This is a genomic window from Arthrobacter sp. NA-172 (assembly GCF_043952055.1).
Taxonomy (GTDB): domain Bacteria; phylum Actinomycetota; class Actinomycetes; order Actinomycetales; family Micrococcaceae; genus Arthrobacter.
On record NZ_JBINOT010000002.1, the window covers coordinates 158,645 to 171,882 of the forward strand.

The window sequence follows — 13,238 nt, forward strand, 5'->3', positions numbered from 1 at the left end:
TCCGCTGGAGCGGATACCTGTTCATGTCTCTGGATGCCCAGACGGCATGACTTCAGAACCCGGCCGCGGGTTGGTGATGCGCCAACTTCCACTCGAGAAACTCCGGATCGTCTATCTCGAGGAACCTAGGGGTCGGTTCTTTGTGCGCCTGTAGACCTACGCACCCGGCAGTCCGGGAATGCATCCGCAGACGCTCGACGGCGTGTGGCAGCCTTTCGTGAAAGGCCAGCGGTCCGAAGCCCGCATCGTCGGCGGAAAACGAGACCTGCTCTAAACGTTGAAGGGCATATAGCTCCGCGACCATCTCCGGATGCCTCCACCAGCAATCGGGCACTACCGACGTCGTTAGTTGATAAGTGGCAACCAGCCATCTCACCCAGGCTGCGAGCGCGGCCCACACGCTTTCGGCCTGTTGCGGGCTCATATCCCGCCAGCGGTGAGTCGTTCCCGCGGCAGCCCCAGTGGCGCGGAAAGCCGAGCGAAAGAGCTCCGCGGTCAGTTCGTCGTCCTCACCTGCTGAGGGGATATCAAAGTATTCGACGTCGTCACGGTTCTCCATCGTTCGATCCTTCGGCTATTTGTTGTCGCTGCCTATGCCCTTCGGCCAGGGCGCGTTCGGTTTCCGTCTTGGAACGTCCCAGTTCCGCTGCGTCTTTGCGCTTGTGCCATTCGCGCAGATCCAAAAGGATGGGCCTGGTGCGCCGGCCCAGCATGAGCGCCGTGCCGACGGGCAATCGGCGGATTTCGTCGAGCGCGATAACGGGGCTGTCGCGGATTTGTTCCCCGTCCTGACGTCCTTGGGAAGGCCAGGAACGTGTGTTCAGAGTCAGGCTCCGCTCCCCCAGCAACCCGGCGAGCGAGCGAAGGTCACGTTCGTCCGAACCGCCACCGAAGATCACCTTGATGATCGCCGAGTCCCAGATCGTGGCCGCTTCATCAATCGACCACCCAGTCCTGGCTTGGGAGAGCGACTGCAACACCACGAGTGTTGAGATGCCGATCCCTCCGCCGTCGGCGAGGGCGATGGGCAGCCCGGGCCAAGGCGCGAGGTTGGCGATCTCGTCGAGGATCAGTGAAAGGGGCGGATCGAGCCGACCACCGGGCGAGACGAACGCCATTTCCCGGGCGGCATTGTCAATGTCGTCGATTAACGCGGCGAGATACGGTCCGGCCGCTGCGGCTCCCGCTCGGGTGCCGATCAAGTAAAGCGTGCCACTCTCACGGATGAAACTCTTAGGGTCGAACTCCTCCGACTCGTCTTGGGGATCCAGCGCAGCCAGAACCTTGGGCGACGACAACGGTGCAACAGCCGCGGAAACACCAATTCCAGGAATTGGACGTGTTCCTTGGATCGTCCTCGAGGATTCCCATGAGGTCTGCCTGCCACCCCAGCGCAGCCCCTGGACGGCTCAGGAATTCCACCGCTTCTCGAGCCAACACCGGGCTCGATGACCAACGCCGAAATGCGCTTACACCTTCGCCAGACAATGCCGCGGCGTGGAGAAGACACTGCAGTACGAGCAAGGATCGCTTCTGCCAGGCGGCGTTCTCACCCTTCATCTCCGTGTCGGCTGTGATGACCAGGGCACGGCGCGTGGCAATATCCGGATCCTGGCAACCGCGGACCGGAGACCAGCGCAACGTCGAGGGTAGCCCGGATATTCCCTGTGGATCGAAGACGGTCACCGGTCTGTCCCCGGTAGCGCGGGCTTTCATTGTGACAACAAGGTTGTCGGCGCGGGTAGAAGTCGTCACCACAGCGCCCGGCGCATCGAGAATGGCGTTGATAACCACATAAAGGCCTTTGCCCGAACGTGGTGCACCTTGGATGACCATCGATTCTTCGGTCGAGACGTGAATCGTGACTCCTCGAGAGCGCCCGAGCGACCAAGACACATCTTCAACAGAGGGATTGCTAAGCCCGGGGCGGGTGAACTTTCCCCGCCGCCGAACGGCCCGCGCCCCGAAATCGTGCAAGATTTCCGAGCGGCGTGCGACTCCATCACGGTTTAAGATCTCCTGACGCAGCCAGGCCCCCGATTGCCGCCACCGTCGCCACACCCAAATCCCAATCACTGCGAGCGCTGCTACCAGGACGAATACTGGGCCGACGACCCACCAGACGTCGCTCGTGCTGACGTCGCAGTCGGGAGGTCGGCGCACTATCCAGTCGATCCTGGCTGCAACGAGTCCGACGGCGGCTGCCGGTTTGAGAGGCGACGGCGACGGGGCGCCGCATCGCCAGGTAACGAGGATCCGGGCGGTTGATTGAACAAGGAAGGAAAAGCCCACAAGTCCGGAGAGTGTGACAAGTCCGGCCGTGACCACTGGGCTCGTGTTTCCTGCGCGCGGGTGCATGACCATCAAATCATCCGATCGTCGGTGCCGAAGACTTCAAGCTCATCAGTGGTGACGCGGTTGGCGACGATGAAGGAGCGATTGCCGACTTTCCAAAGTCCTACGCCCTTCGGGAGGTTCTCAACGTGCTCACACTCGGCCTCTGTCAGGCCGAGCGCTTCCTTCGTCAAGCGCATGGCATCGTGTTTTTGCCGGTAGATGATTCGCGTATCGGCCTCGGTGAGGAGTCCCAGGGCCTTCTGACGGTGTCCACTGGTGCTGTCGCCGATCTCGTTGAGGTCGGCAACCTTGTGCATGATGAGTAAGTTGGCGATCCCGTAAGTGCGGGCAAGTCGCCACTGCTCGCTCATTTTGGCCAGCATGTAGGGGTCGGCGAGCATTCGCCACCCCTCGTCGTACACCACGAGCCGCTTCCCGCCGTCGGGATTGGTAACGGCAGCCTCCAACCAAGTAGCGCCACAAGCCGCCGCCAAGGACAGCGCCTGCTCCGATGCGCCGATCAGTGCCGATGTGTCCATGACCATCATTGGCGAATCGGCATCAAACGCGACCGTGGAAGGGGCGTCGAACATGCCCTCCAGGTCGCCGGAGACAGTGCGGCGCAATGAGTGGCTGACGGCGGTGCCTCCATCCCTACCGACGAGCCCAATCGTTTCCTTAGACGGGTTCAGGAGGTGATCCAAGACCATGGGCAGCGTCGGGTTTGAGTTCTGGGCGACGGTTTCCATGAGGGCCATATCCAGTGCTGTGTGCTCCACAGGACGGAGAGGCATTCCCTGGCGCATAAGCGACACCAAAGCGACCAACAGGTACCGACGGCGTTGGCGAACCACCGCCTGCCACTGCGCGTCGCTCAAGGCACTGGACCGCGGCCCGGCGTCAAGTGGATTGACGCGCGCGGCGCGACCCGGACCAACGGAAATGACTTTGCCGCCAACAGCCTTGGCGACAGCAACCCACTCGCCTTTGGGGTCAGACGCTACGGCGGCCTTTCGCCCCAATGTGATCGACCGGGCTACCAATGATTTTCCGCACATTGATTTGCCGGTGCCCACGGTGCCGATGACGACGATCGATGGACCGCTGATGACGCCCTTGTCATAAAGAATCCACGGATCATAGGAGAAGGCACCGGACCCGAAGACGTCCGTTCCGATGTAAGTTCCCTCATGGCCCAGCCCGGATTCAGTGATGAATGGATAGGCTGCCGCGAAGGTCATCGTGGAAGCTCGGTGCGGTGCCGGACGCAACCGGTGGGGGCCGCGCAGCGATTCCGCTTCTCGACTCCCCCAGTCACCGCCGCGCTCGCTGGCGGCGTCCAGACCGGCGTCGAGCGCTTCATCGATCCGGCGAAGTGCGTCGGCCCAAGATCGACGTCCGGCTTTCCCAGCCCGTCGCCGTCGTTCTTTCCACGTCTGGCGCTTCCCACCGAACGGGAGGTAGTGAACGTTCTGAGTGGCGCGGGTCATCGCAGGCCCCTCCCAAACGGGAGCGCTCCCGCAACAAATGCCGCCCATTGCTGTCCTGCCAGCAGCCTCAGCTCGACGAACGCGCCAGCCGCTGCCGACTCCAGTTCTTGGCGGTATCTGGCTAAATCCCCGAGGGATGGCGCGGTGATGGTGATGTATGCAGCTGGTCGCACGTCTCCGTGGCCCGCGACGATTTCCTCCTCCCGCTGGGACACTTCTTCTTCTTCGGCCCTCTGCTCGCGTGTGAGAGGTCTGTCGAATCGGGTGTTGATACGGCGCCGGGTTTCATGGGCTTCCTGGGCGGAACGTATGTCCCGTAACGCCTCTGTTGTGGGCACAGCCCGGATCACTTCGGTCACCGTATGGCGAAAATCACCGACATAGATCAATGGATGAAGGAGAAGCCTGGAAAGACCTTTTGCCGTGGCCATTCTGCGATCCAGAACGTTTGATGGAACCCTGAGTCGGTTCGAACATACGTCCAGTGCTCTTCGACCGCCATCGGACCGGAGGCGGAGCTTCGGCTCGTGGAGCCTTGGTTTTCGGTCCCATCAGCCGTCCTCTGCCCTGCCCGGTCTGCAACCGCGGCCGGGTCGAACGCACCGCGAACGACGTCGAGAATTCCGTCCTCAGGTAGCCACTTCTCAACTCTCACGCTGTGCGTCGCTAGCGCCGTCGTGATCGCTTCGACCTCCAGTCGAAGTACCTGTTCGACGCCGGCCAGTCCCCCGCCGCACTCCCTGATCCGCCGTCGCGCTTTGGCCGTGTCAAGAACGAGAGCAATCAGCAGGTCGTGACTCATGGCGGATCCGGCCGCCGAAATCAGGTCCTCGTAAGCTCGCTGTCCCCAGCTGAGTTCATCCGGCTTGCCATCGCCCACCGCGCGTTCGTAAAACGCACGGAGAGCAGATGACGGATACGGAACCGTATAGTCCTGAACGCCTATCCGTGCGACACTCGTTCGCTGGGCCATCCCCGCCTGAACTCGAGACCATGCCTGCACTGCCCAGGCTTTGTCGTCCGCGTCCAGCAGTGCGAAAGAACGAGTGCTGCAGCGCAACACAGCAACAGCCTCTCGGCCGCGGCCGTCAACAATAAAGGCTTCCCCGCCTGTCGTCCTACGCAGCTCCAGGTTTCCCAGACCTCCTGGAAGCGCCAACCGGCCGACCAGGACAGCACGTTCCGGTCTGGCCAAAAATCGGGTCTGGCTGGAAATCGACCTATAGAAGAACAGAATGGCGTGGCTGAGCCACACCGGGTAAGGAATCCGCGAATACTGAAGCAACCCAAGCAGAACCAGCCCTAGCCACAGCGGACCCGAGGTGAACAGGCCCGCGGGTCCGTTTACAGCCGAGGCGACGCTTGCAACTAGGACACCCGCGGCAAGCCAAAGCAGCTGATACCACTTCAACCCCATGAAAAGGCCGCGGCGCTCGTAACGAGGGAACTTGACGGCCTCAAGCGTTCTTGCATTTTCAGACATGCGGATCACCGGCTTCCGGCGATTTCACGATTGTTTGTGATGGCGGCGACGGCGGAATAGTCGGGGCTACGGCCGGAAAGGACTTGGGCGAGACTGAAGGTTCTGCCGGCGAGGACTGCGGTGGCTGGCTCGCGACTCTCGGAGTCGGCCCACCGGGCGAATGGGGTGCCGAGGTCGATCCCCCAGATCCCCGCGCTCCAGGCGAGGCAAGACGCGAAGGCTCCGTCCCGGCGTCGAGCATTGGCGCTGGACCGCTTCCACGCGGGTTCCGCAACGGCCACGCAGCTACCGGAGTTCCCGGCAGGGAAGGGCGGGGCGGTTGCGCAGTCGAGGGGAACTGCGGACGACTCGAGGGGATAGGCCGAGTAATTGCCGAACGACCTGCTAACCCAGCGAGCGTGAATCGACCACCGGTCTGCCGACTGATCTGCCGGGCTGTGAAGGCTGAGCTGCGCGAAAGTACATGGCCGCCTCCCGCGGTTTGCGCAGCTGCAGCCAACTCGCCGCCAGCGAAGCTAACGAGCCTCAAAGCCATAAGAGGGGCGCCGCACGCCAAAGCCATACCAACGGCGCCGCCGGCCAGCCCAGCGAATGACTTCGACTCGGCAAAGAGCTTGATGGCCACCGCGAGGACTGTTGCGGCCAGCGGTTTTGCGATGAGTAAGGCAACAACGATCTCGCACCACCGCCGAGCCCAGGATTTCGTCTTTTCCCACGGCATGAGCATCAGTGCCACGGGCGCGACGGCGGCAAGCACGATGAGCGCGAACGACCGGAAGATCATCGAGCACATCAGGATGAACGCGAGAATCCACACCACGATGACCGCCATCGAGGTGACGATGACCGCCCCCGCTGCTCCGCTATTCGTGCCCGGAGCCAGGGACACGACGTTCCATTCCCGGCCCGATCCCTCAGAGGCACGCTCGAAGCCGAAAAGCCTCATGAACACCACATACGGGTCCGTTCCCATCGAATCGAGAAGCGCCGAAGCAGCGGAATCGCCGACCCTGGTGAGCTGCCGCGCCAAGTAGACCGCACCGGCCACCATCGGAATGGCAACAGCACCACCAACGAGTGCCCTGACCAAACGACGGGGCTGCTGGCTGATGAGCGCAGACAGCAGCTGAAGGATCATGGCCACGACGAGCGGGGGCAGCATGACCACAACCCACCAATCCGTCAGTCCTTGAACGGCAGTCCATTGGGAGTCGTCAACGTTTGAGACACTGAACGCGCCCGTGATGAAGGACCAGATCCACGATGCGATGTTCTGGAGGATCTCCGCGAACACCGACGTGATGGAGCCTTGAACGCCATCGTTCGCATGTGAGACAAGGCCACACCCCGGCGGCCACCATCCGTTCAGGTCACACTGAACCGGCATGGCTAGAATCCGAGTGGGAATGCAGATTGGGACCAGAGGATGTAGCCGTTGATTCCGCCAAGGATCGCGGCCACCGGGCCCGTCCAGAGCAGGATCATGCCGCCGCCTGACGCCAGCCGCGACGATTGGCTCAACTTGCCTGCCAGGAGCATCGCGGCCCCAACGATCGCCACGATGGCGATCACGATGAAGGCACCGACCAGGATGCCGCCGCCGATCTCCTTCAGCGAGGCAAGAAAAGGAAAATTAGGATTCGGCGTGATTCCCGGATCCACAGCTGCCAAAAGCATGAAGCACTCCGTCCATCGACTTCCAAAGGAATGAGCAGTTTGGGCTCACGACTTCATGGAGGAGACTGGACGGAACGACATGACGTGCGAAGAAGTTCAGGAACTGGGCCGAGCCGAAGAGCCACAAGAACACGCGGAATGGACATCACCAAACCGGATCATCGTCACTGTACACTTGGCTGGAATTCAACAGGCTCCAAGCAGAGTAGGACCTCCGTGACCAAAATTCTTGAGGCTGAGATCACCGATCTGGCTGGATCGAAGAAACACCATCACTTTCGTCTAGACCAGTCGCTGAATGTCTTCTGGGGACTCAACGGCTCAGGCAAGACCTCCTTTCTTAGAATCCTGCAATCCGCATTGATAAATGATGCCAGCCTGATTGCGGATGTGGCGTTCGAAACGGCTAGAGTCGTCTATTTTAGCGAAGACTACGGTGCTACATTCGAGCGAACTCTAACAAAGGAAATTAGTAAGTCGGCAAATGCAGATTCAGGCAATGGGAACCGGCGATTCCAAACAGAGCCCGTTGGCGGCGACTCCGAGGATGAAGAATACGCCGCTAATAGCGGATGGGATACCCGACTCGTTCAGGGCGATGAAGATTTCCGCTATCCGCTTCGATATAAACACAGCTACCTCCCAATAAGTCGCCTCAATCACGTTCAAGAAAGCCAGTCATTTCGCGGTGGAGAGATGCGTTTGAACCTAGACGAGTTCAATTTTGAGGTCGAAATAGAAACAGCTTGGAGACAATATAACTCTGTCTCCCTGGTGAGGATTAGAGAAATTCAGCAAAAGGGCCTGGCCGATATTATCTCAATTCTTTTTCAAAGCTATACTAAATCCGACACGAACCAGATGGACCACGACTCTACGATTGATGAAGACGAAGCTCACCGACTCATCGTGGACTTCCTAGTTCAACAGAAGATGTCGCTCGATTTAGATCGCAACGCATTTATCAGCCGTTACCGAGATCAGCCCGAGCTGCAGCAAGTCGTCCATAGGATCCGTGATGTAAACCAGGAAATCGACGACACTACACGATCTCAACGGGCCTTCCAAAAGGTAATCGGCGAGCTCTACTCGGGAGATAAACGGATCGAGTTCTCTCGATTCAGCACAATTAGAGTTCTCGTTGGGAGACGATCGATGAGCATGGATCGGCTTTCGTCAGGAGAAAAACAGCTTCTGCGAATCCTACTTGCCACTCTTAGCGGAGCAACCAGTCCAGTTCTCGTAGATGAACCCGAGCTTTCCTTGCACATCGACTGGCAGCGTCAGCTAGTTTCCTGCATGCAGGAAGTCAACCCGGGGTGTCAGCTAATCCTCGCGACGCACTCGCCCGAAGTGGTGGCACGGATCCCCGACAACCAGATCTTTCAGCTGTGAGCCGTCCCAAGTACTCCCGAATCGGATTTCGCGGAGTTGCTCGAATGACGGCCGCCAAATATACGGCGTTCGTGGAAGGAAAAAATCACGACGCCGTCTACTACGAGCGTGTTATCACAGGAAATCCCGACCTCGCGGCTGCGGGTGTCAGGGTAATAAGAAGCGAAGAAGTTGCCGATGACGATGTCGGCACCGGTGGTAAATCCGCAGTACTTGCACTCCATGATTTTTTTGAAACCAGCGGCGATCTCACTCTTCACACAAACGAGTCTCTCAAGCATCTGGTATTTCTAGTTGACCGAGATTATGACGAATTTAACCTTGGTCTTCGAGTGAACGAACATATAGTGTACACTCACGGGACTGACGTGGAAGCGGAGATTTATCGCCAAGGAGACCTCGTCAGATCACTTGGTACCGTCTTTTCCCTTACTGCGGATGAGGCGGAGGGCATCGCTGCGCGCATTGGAAACTTTGCTTATGAGCTCGCCCTTCAGTGGAGGCAGTGGATAACGTTATGTATCGCTGCTGGACCTCTGGGTTCCCGATGCGCCGTTCGCCCCTCCAGGCCATCGGCCATCAACATAGATACTTATGGAGAATTTGATTGGGGACGCTACAGAGATCATCATCAGATGTTGATAAGCGCGGCGCAAATCGAAGATCCAGAAAGTAAATTTCGTGAAGTTAGCACACTGGTCGACAGGTTCTATGAAGACGGCGCATACTTCCGACTTATTAAGGGAAAGTTGTTCCCCGGATTTGTCGTTCACCTGGTGGCGCTAGCGTTTCCCGTTAGCGAACGGGAAAAGAAGCACAAAGGCTCCCAACTAACCCTGGCAATGCTCGACAGTGCAAGGTTTGAGCAGCAATCGGACTATTATCTTGGAAGACTTGTAAATTTGGACACAATTGCACTGGAGCTGCACAAATTGCCCGGCGGTCAAGGTGCGATTTGATGTCTGATTGAGCTCGTATTTTCCTAACTAGGTCACAAAAGTAGACCAGCGGTCATGGCAAATAGATATTGATAATAGGTCGGTCAACCGCGCCCAGATACCAACCGCCCGATCCGCTGCCGGCTTTGGTGGCGTCAGTCCAGAAGCTCGAAATACGCCGTGCCATCGTTCCAATCCACAGGATGCGACAACGTCCCAACAGCCGGATTGAGCGCGCTGTACATCATGCCATCGCCCGCATAGATGCCGACGTGCCCCCAGCTGTTGGGCCCCTGCGGGTTCTGCACTACCAAGTCCCCTGGCTGTGGATTTTCAGTTTGGTGCCCCACGGTCCACTGATCTACCCGTGGGAGGTTGATCCCCACCTGCTTATAGATCCATTGAACGTAACCCGAGCAGTCCCACGCCTTGAACGCCGTCCCACCCCACACGTATGCCCCGCCCAGCCCTTCTTGAGCAAAGTGCAGGATGTCCCTCCGGAGCTGGCTTAGATTCTTCGGCATTCCCCGCGCCGCCGAACCGTTAGGAGAGCTGTCGCAAGAAGCTGGTGCATTGCCACCTGCGAGCGCGTCGACGATTACCGTTGCCTCAGTGTCCCACCGCGCGTACAGCTCAGGAAACGCCGATACTTGAACAGCTTGGGCAGCCTTGCCCTTATCCATGAACTGCCAGGTGAGGACGTCAAGCAGCCCTGGCGGGCTGCCTTGATTGGGGCCGCTCGGGCCGCCGTAGAAGGCCCGTGCGTTGTAGTTAGGGTCCATCAGCTGCGGGATGGTTCCCCAGCCGGCAGCGGGCCGTTGCTGGGCTGTGCCGAGGGAATCATGATCGCTGCCTACGCCATCGTGCTGGAATCGGAGCGACTCTGGGACATTCATGTTGGCCAAGACCCTCAAGCCGGACTCTTGGAGAGCCATCATTATGGCGATGATTTGACCGTCTTTGGGCACCCCCATCTGCTTCCCCACTGCAATGTAGGTCCTCGCAACCCAAAGCTGCCCAGATGTCAGAATGATCGGCTGCTGGCCGCGCGGTCGAATTTCCAACCCCTCGGATGCGTTCGACAAATCTTGACCGGCGGCTGGCACAGCGATCGAGCACACATCTGCCGAAGCCGCCGATCCAGCCGTGAGCACCGCGACGCCGGCGAAAAACGCAATGACGAGGAAGAGACTCAATGCCGTCGCAGCGGCAATCGACGCCCGCAGGATTGCGCTGCGCTTCGCCGAGCCGGCCAGAATTGCTATGGTCGGCATCAGTAGACAATCCTGCTTGGCGTCGCGTAAAAGCCGACCAGGACGCAATGATCGACTGGGGCTGTTGTTGCTGGCGGACAGTTCACCATGACACTTACAGGGGCCATGTACGCGTTTCGATCAGAGTTGGATTGGTCCACGACGCTCAGGGTCACCGTGCAGACGTGGAGCCCGTTCCAAGGCGCCGGGTGCTCACGCACTTTGGCCAGTTCGCTGTCGCACACATGGGACTGAACAGTTGCCGATCGGCGTGCCTGCGCTGCCTTCAACGACGCATAGGTGCCGGCGTTGACGCCTGTGGCCTCGAACTCTTTCACAAATACCGGTAAGGGATTGGACCCATCAGGCAGGACAACCCACCAGTCTCGGAGGCGGGAGTAGACATCCGAATACGACGCCGCTCGCGTGTCCCAGGTGTAAATCGCCGTCGCCGCCGCTTCAGCCAGTTGGCGGTAATCCGTCGTTCGAGGCTCACCAACTGGAGGCGGCAACATAGATGTGGCGGTCGGCGACGACGGTGGCTGCGGCGAACCATCCCACGCCTCTGTGCTCGCAGGCGACGGCTCAACGCTCGATGGAGGGACAGCTTCCGATCCGACCACCGCTGGAGGGCGGGCGAGAACCAAGAGCACGACGGCCAAGCTCAAGAGTGCTATGACGCCGAACCACCAGGCCCGCAAACCGCGCTTGCTTCGCTGTGGTCGCCTCCGTAATAGCTTCATAACAGCCTCCTCACCGGTTCATGACGAGAACGACATGCTTACGACATGACTCAGAAGGTTCGCACCATCCCGTTCTGAAGAATCCTCCACGAGGCCTGATACAAACGCCTGGCAAAACCTATCTGTACAGCCAGATAGCGTGCCGTGACCCCGAGCTCCGTGGCCAATGATTCCAAGACTCGGTTTCTCTCCGGCCCACGAACGTCCCGAAGAACGATGCATGCCGCAACCCGGCGGAGCACCGGCGTCGGCAGACATTCCACTGCTTGGTGGCAAACATCCTCTATGCTGCGAAGGTCTGGCGGCTCTACATCGAGGGCATTTTGAACTGTTCGCGCCGTTTGTCGGACCACCGTCACGGCATGCCATCGTCGGCGATCCTGCGGGGATGGTGGACCGTATCGACGCGGGGCGGTAAGACTGTCGAGTGCAAGTTCCCAAACGTCCTCGTGCACGCTGGCATGGGTCAGGGCGATAATCGTTCGGGCCCAATCCCGGTCAATAACCCTGTCAGCACCGCCGGCCCACCTCCGATCCATGCCCAAAACGGTCAGCGCATCGGACTGCGGCTCATCGATGGCCCCGACTGGATCGACTACCAGAGGAAGGGTTCTATGGGACAGCTCACGACGGACGTGTGCGGCGCATACGTTGGCGCATACTCCCTGAACCCACGCCTCGAATCGCACTCCTGGAAGCTGTCGGTAGTGGCCACGCGTAGCCCCATCCCAAACGGCCACCCTGATGTCTTGCATTACGTCGTCGACATCGCACACGCGGCCGATCCGAGACAGATGGGAAACGACATAGCCCCGCACCCCCTCGACGGCAACCATGATCTGGTCAACCGGGACAGGGAACTCGGCAGGAACCGGTGACCTGCCCAAAGACATGTCAATACTGGGTAATTCTGGTTGATTCTGCCGGGCAACACTTGCCCTGGCATTGAAACTCATGGTCTTCACCACTTCGACAATCAGATTCCAATGAGCTCTGGCGTCAGCATCCCCCGGCGCCGATTAGGTGATCGGCCAGAACCGGCGCACACCCACAATCGAAGCAAAGCTATACAAACTATCGTCAAGACTAGTTAAAGTATTGTCAAGACTGCGAGACTTACTTTTTCGCGAGTGTTCGGCAAGAATGGTTCCATGCCAAGGATTACGCAGCCGGACGACGCCGCTTGGTCGACGGACGTCGAGGCTGCGGTCGCGACATTTGGCAACAGATCTCGAAACGAAATTCTCCGATACCTGTCAGCGCACGGTCCGGCAACACGGGGAGACATCGTGGATGCGGTGAGCGCCGGCGAGCCCAGCGTGGCTAAACATCTACTGGCCCTAGAAGAGTCCGGCGCGATAACGGTGGACGTTGAACCAGGCCGAAGGCACGGCCGTTCTCCGCGTTATTCAGCCAACGGTGCGCGCATCAAGGAGCTGCTGGCAGCTCATCTTCAGTATCTGCTGGAGGAATAGCCGCGGCCTGCTCTCCTGATGGATGGAGGCCGATGTCCTTGTTGAGGAATTCAGTGATCGCGCGGAGCGTTTCGGGAGACACATCGCCCAGTGTCCGGGCGGCAAAGGACTTCACCCTGGCCGCCCGTAAAGACCTGACGAACTCAAGCTGCGAGTCGATGCGTTCCGGCAATTCGGCATCGTCGCCGATCAAGTAGGATGGATCGACGTTGAACAGGTTACACAGGCCCGCGAGCAAGGCCCTGTCGGTGACGAGCCGGCCGGTCCCCTCTTTCATGTAGAACCAGCGAGCCCGAGAAAGCTTGATTCCCTTAGCCGCGAGTTCCGATTGAACTTCGTTGAAAGTCACCGGCTTCCCACGCTCAGCTACCACGACATCGAGCAAAAGATTCAGGCGACGAGCAAGTTGGCCTTGAGGAGACAATGCGTCGCCCTGAGCTTTCCCGT

General features: G+C 59.4%; 15 protein-coding genes. 4 read left to right on the forward strand and 11 right to left on the reverse strand.

All coding sequences use genetic code 11. From position 1 onward, the window contains the following. Positions 1-52 precede the first annotated feature (52 nt). Genes ACF0H6_RS13110 through ACF0H6_RS13145 form a run of 8 tightly spaced genes read right to left on the reverse strand, consistent with a single transcriptional unit; the run spans position 53 to position 6,987 of the window. Positions 53-559 (reverse strand): hypothetical protein, encoded by a 507-nt coding sequence (locus ACF0H6_RS13110; protein WP_395250086.1) that lies wholly within the window; start codon positions 557-559, stop codon positions 53-55. Continuing rightward, complete coding sequence (locus tag ACF0H6_RS13115) at positions 546-1,298, reverse strand: type IV secretory system conjugative DNA transfer family protein (RefSeq protein ID WP_395250087.1); 753 nt, start codon at positions 1,296-1,298, stop codon at positions 546-548. The genes ACF0H6_RS13110 and ACF0H6_RS13115 overlap by 14 nt, the downstream gene beginning before the upstream one ends. Beyond that, positions 1,234-2,364 (reverse strand): type IV secretory system conjugative DNA transfer family protein, encoded by a 1,131-nt coding sequence (locus ACF0H6_RS13120; RefSeq protein ID WP_395250088.1) that lies wholly within the window; start codon positions 2,362-2,364, stop codon positions 1,234-1,236. The genes ACF0H6_RS13115 and ACF0H6_RS13120 overlap by 65 nt, the downstream gene beginning before the upstream one ends. Beyond that, positions 2,364-3,827: an ATP-binding protein gene (locus ACF0H6_RS13125; RefSeq protein WP_395250089.1), complete on the reverse strand. Its 1,464-nt coding sequence runs from the start codon at positions 3,825-3,827 to the stop codon at positions 2,364-2,366. The genes ACF0H6_RS13120 and ACF0H6_RS13125 overlap by 1 nt, the downstream gene beginning before the upstream one ends. Next, positions 3,824-4,258, reverse strand: coding sequence for an SCO6880 family protein (locus ACF0H6_RS13130; RefSeq protein WP_395250090.1), 435 nt, complete (start codon positions 4,256-4,258; stop codon positions 3,824-3,826). The genes ACF0H6_RS13125 and ACF0H6_RS13130 overlap by 4 nt, the downstream gene beginning before the upstream one ends. Further along, positions 4,213-5,310 (reverse strand): SCO6880 family protein, encoded by a 1,098-nt coding sequence (locus ACF0H6_RS13135; RefSeq protein ID WP_395250091.1) that lies wholly within the window; start codon positions 5,308-5,310, stop codon positions 4,213-4,215. Before ACF0H6_RS13135 ends, ACF0H6_RS13130 begins: the two co-directional genes overlap by 46 nt. Continuing rightward, positions 5,303-6,697, reverse strand: coding sequence for a type IV secretion system protein (locus ACF0H6_RS13140; RefSeq protein WP_395250092.1), 1,395 nt, complete (start codon positions 6,695-6,697; stop codon positions 5,303-5,305). Before ACF0H6_RS13140 ends, ACF0H6_RS13135 begins: the two co-directional genes overlap by 8 nt. Positions 6,698-6,699: 2 nt before the next feature. Next, positions 6,700-6,987: a hypothetical protein gene (locus tag ACF0H6_RS13145; protein ID WP_078108165.1), complete on the reverse strand. Its 288-nt coding sequence runs from the start codon at positions 6,985-6,987 to the stop codon at positions 6,700-6,702. A 216-nt stretch (positions 6,988-7,203) separates the two neighbouring features. Here ACF0H6_RS13145 and ACF0H6_RS13150 point away from each other — a divergent pair, with 216 nt between their 5' ends. Continuing rightward, the gene (locus tag ACF0H6_RS13150; protein WP_395250093.1) at positions 7,204-8,382 is read left to right on the forward strand and encodes an AAA family ATPase; all 1,179 of its coding nucleotides are present in this window, start codon (positions 7,204-7,206) and stop codon (positions 8,380-8,382) included. A gap of 44 nt (positions 8,383-8,426) precedes the next feature. Continuing rightward, entirely contained in the window at positions 8,427-9,341 is a 915-nt protein-coding gene (locus ACF0H6_RS13155) for a hypothetical protein (RefSeq protein ID WP_395250094.1), read from the forward strand. 134 nt (positions 9,342-9,475) lie between these two features. On the opposite strand, the gene ACF0H6_RS13160 is transcribed toward ACF0H6_RS13155, so the two are convergent. Both ACF0H6_RS13160 and ACF0H6_RS13165 read right to left on the reverse strand, forming a co-directional pair. Continuing rightward, positions 9,476-10,594 (reverse strand): C40 family peptidase, encoded by a 1,119-nt coding sequence (locus ACF0H6_RS13160; protein ID WP_395250095.1) that lies wholly within the window; start codon positions 10,592-10,594, stop codon positions 9,476-9,478. Continuing rightward, a complete protein-coding gene (locus tag ACF0H6_RS13165) occupies positions 10,594-11,316 on the reverse strand; it encodes a hypothetical protein (RefSeq protein WP_395250096.1) in 723 nt (240 codons plus the stop codon). The genes ACF0H6_RS13160 and ACF0H6_RS13165 overlap by 1 nt, the downstream gene beginning before the upstream one ends. 266 nt (positions 11,317-11,582) lie before the next feature. Here ACF0H6_RS13165 and ACF0H6_RS13170 point away from each other — a divergent pair, with 266 nt between their 5' ends. Beyond that, positions 11,583-12,194, forward strand: coding sequence for a hypothetical protein (locus tag ACF0H6_RS13170; protein ID WP_395250097.1), 612 nt, complete (start codon positions 11,583-11,585; stop codon positions 12,192-12,194). Positions 12,195-12,467: 273 nt separating this feature from the next. Further along, positions 12,468-12,791, forward strand: a complete 324-nt coding sequence (locus tag ACF0H6_RS13175) for an ArsR/SmtB family transcription factor (protein WP_395250098.1) — start codon at positions 12,468-12,470, stop codon at positions 12,789-12,791. On the opposite strand, the gene ACF0H6_RS13180 is transcribed toward ACF0H6_RS13175, so the two are convergent. Continuing rightward, entirely contained in the window at positions 12,745-13,140 is a 396-nt protein-coding gene (locus tag ACF0H6_RS13180; RefSeq protein ID WP_395250099.1) for a hypothetical protein, read from the reverse strand. The genes ACF0H6_RS13175 and ACF0H6_RS13180 overlap by 47 nt on opposite strands. Between the last annotated feature and the right edge of the window lie 98 nt (positions 13,141-13,238).

Bases quoted from the DNA above. Each gene is read 5' to 3' on its own strand.
- ACF0H6_RS13155 (WP_395250094.1), top strand. From the start codon at position 8,427: ATGACGGCCGCCAAATATACGGCGTTCGTGGAAGGAAAAAATCACGAC.
- ACF0H6_RS13160 (WP_395250095.1), bottom strand. From the start codon at position 10,594: ATGCCGACCATAGCAATTCTGGCCGGCTCGGCGAAGCGCAGCGCAATC.
- ACF0H6_RS13110 (WP_395250086.1), bottom strand. From the start codon at position 559: ATGGAGAACCGTGACGACGTCGAATACTTTGATATCCCCTCAGCAGGT.
- ACF0H6_RS13135 (WP_395250091.1), bottom strand. From the start codon at position 5,310: ATGTCTGAAAATGCAAGAACGCTTGAGGCCGTCAAGTTCCCTCGTTAC.
- ACF0H6_RS13145 (WP_078108165.1), bottom strand. From the start codon at position 6,987: ATGCTTTTGGCAGCTGTGGATCCGGGAATCACGCCGAATCCTAATTTT.
- ACF0H6_RS13175 (WP_395250098.1), top strand. From the start codon at position 12,468: ATGCCAAGGATTACGCAGCCGGACGACGCCGCTTGGTCGACGGACGTC.
- ACF0H6_RS13165 (WP_395250096.1), bottom strand. From the start codon at position 11,316: ATGAAGCTATTACGGAGGCGACCACAGCGAAGCAAGCGCGGTTTGCGG.
- ACF0H6_RS13130 (WP_395250090.1), bottom strand. From the start codon at position 4,258: ATGGCCACGGCAAAAGGTCTTTCCAGGCTTCTCCTTCATCCATTGATC.
- ACF0H6_RS13140 (WP_395250092.1), bottom strand. From the start codon at position 6,697: ATGCCGGTTCAGTGTGACCTGAACGGATGGTGGCCGCCGGGGTGTGGC.
- ACF0H6_RS13120 (WP_395250088.1), bottom strand. From the start codon at position 2,364: ATGGTCATGCACCCGCGCGCAGGAAACACGAGCCCAGTGGTCACGGCC.
- ACF0H6_RS13125 (WP_395250089.1), bottom strand. From the start codon at position 3,827: ATGACCCGCGCCACTCAGAACGTTCACTACCTCCCGTTCGGTGGGAAG.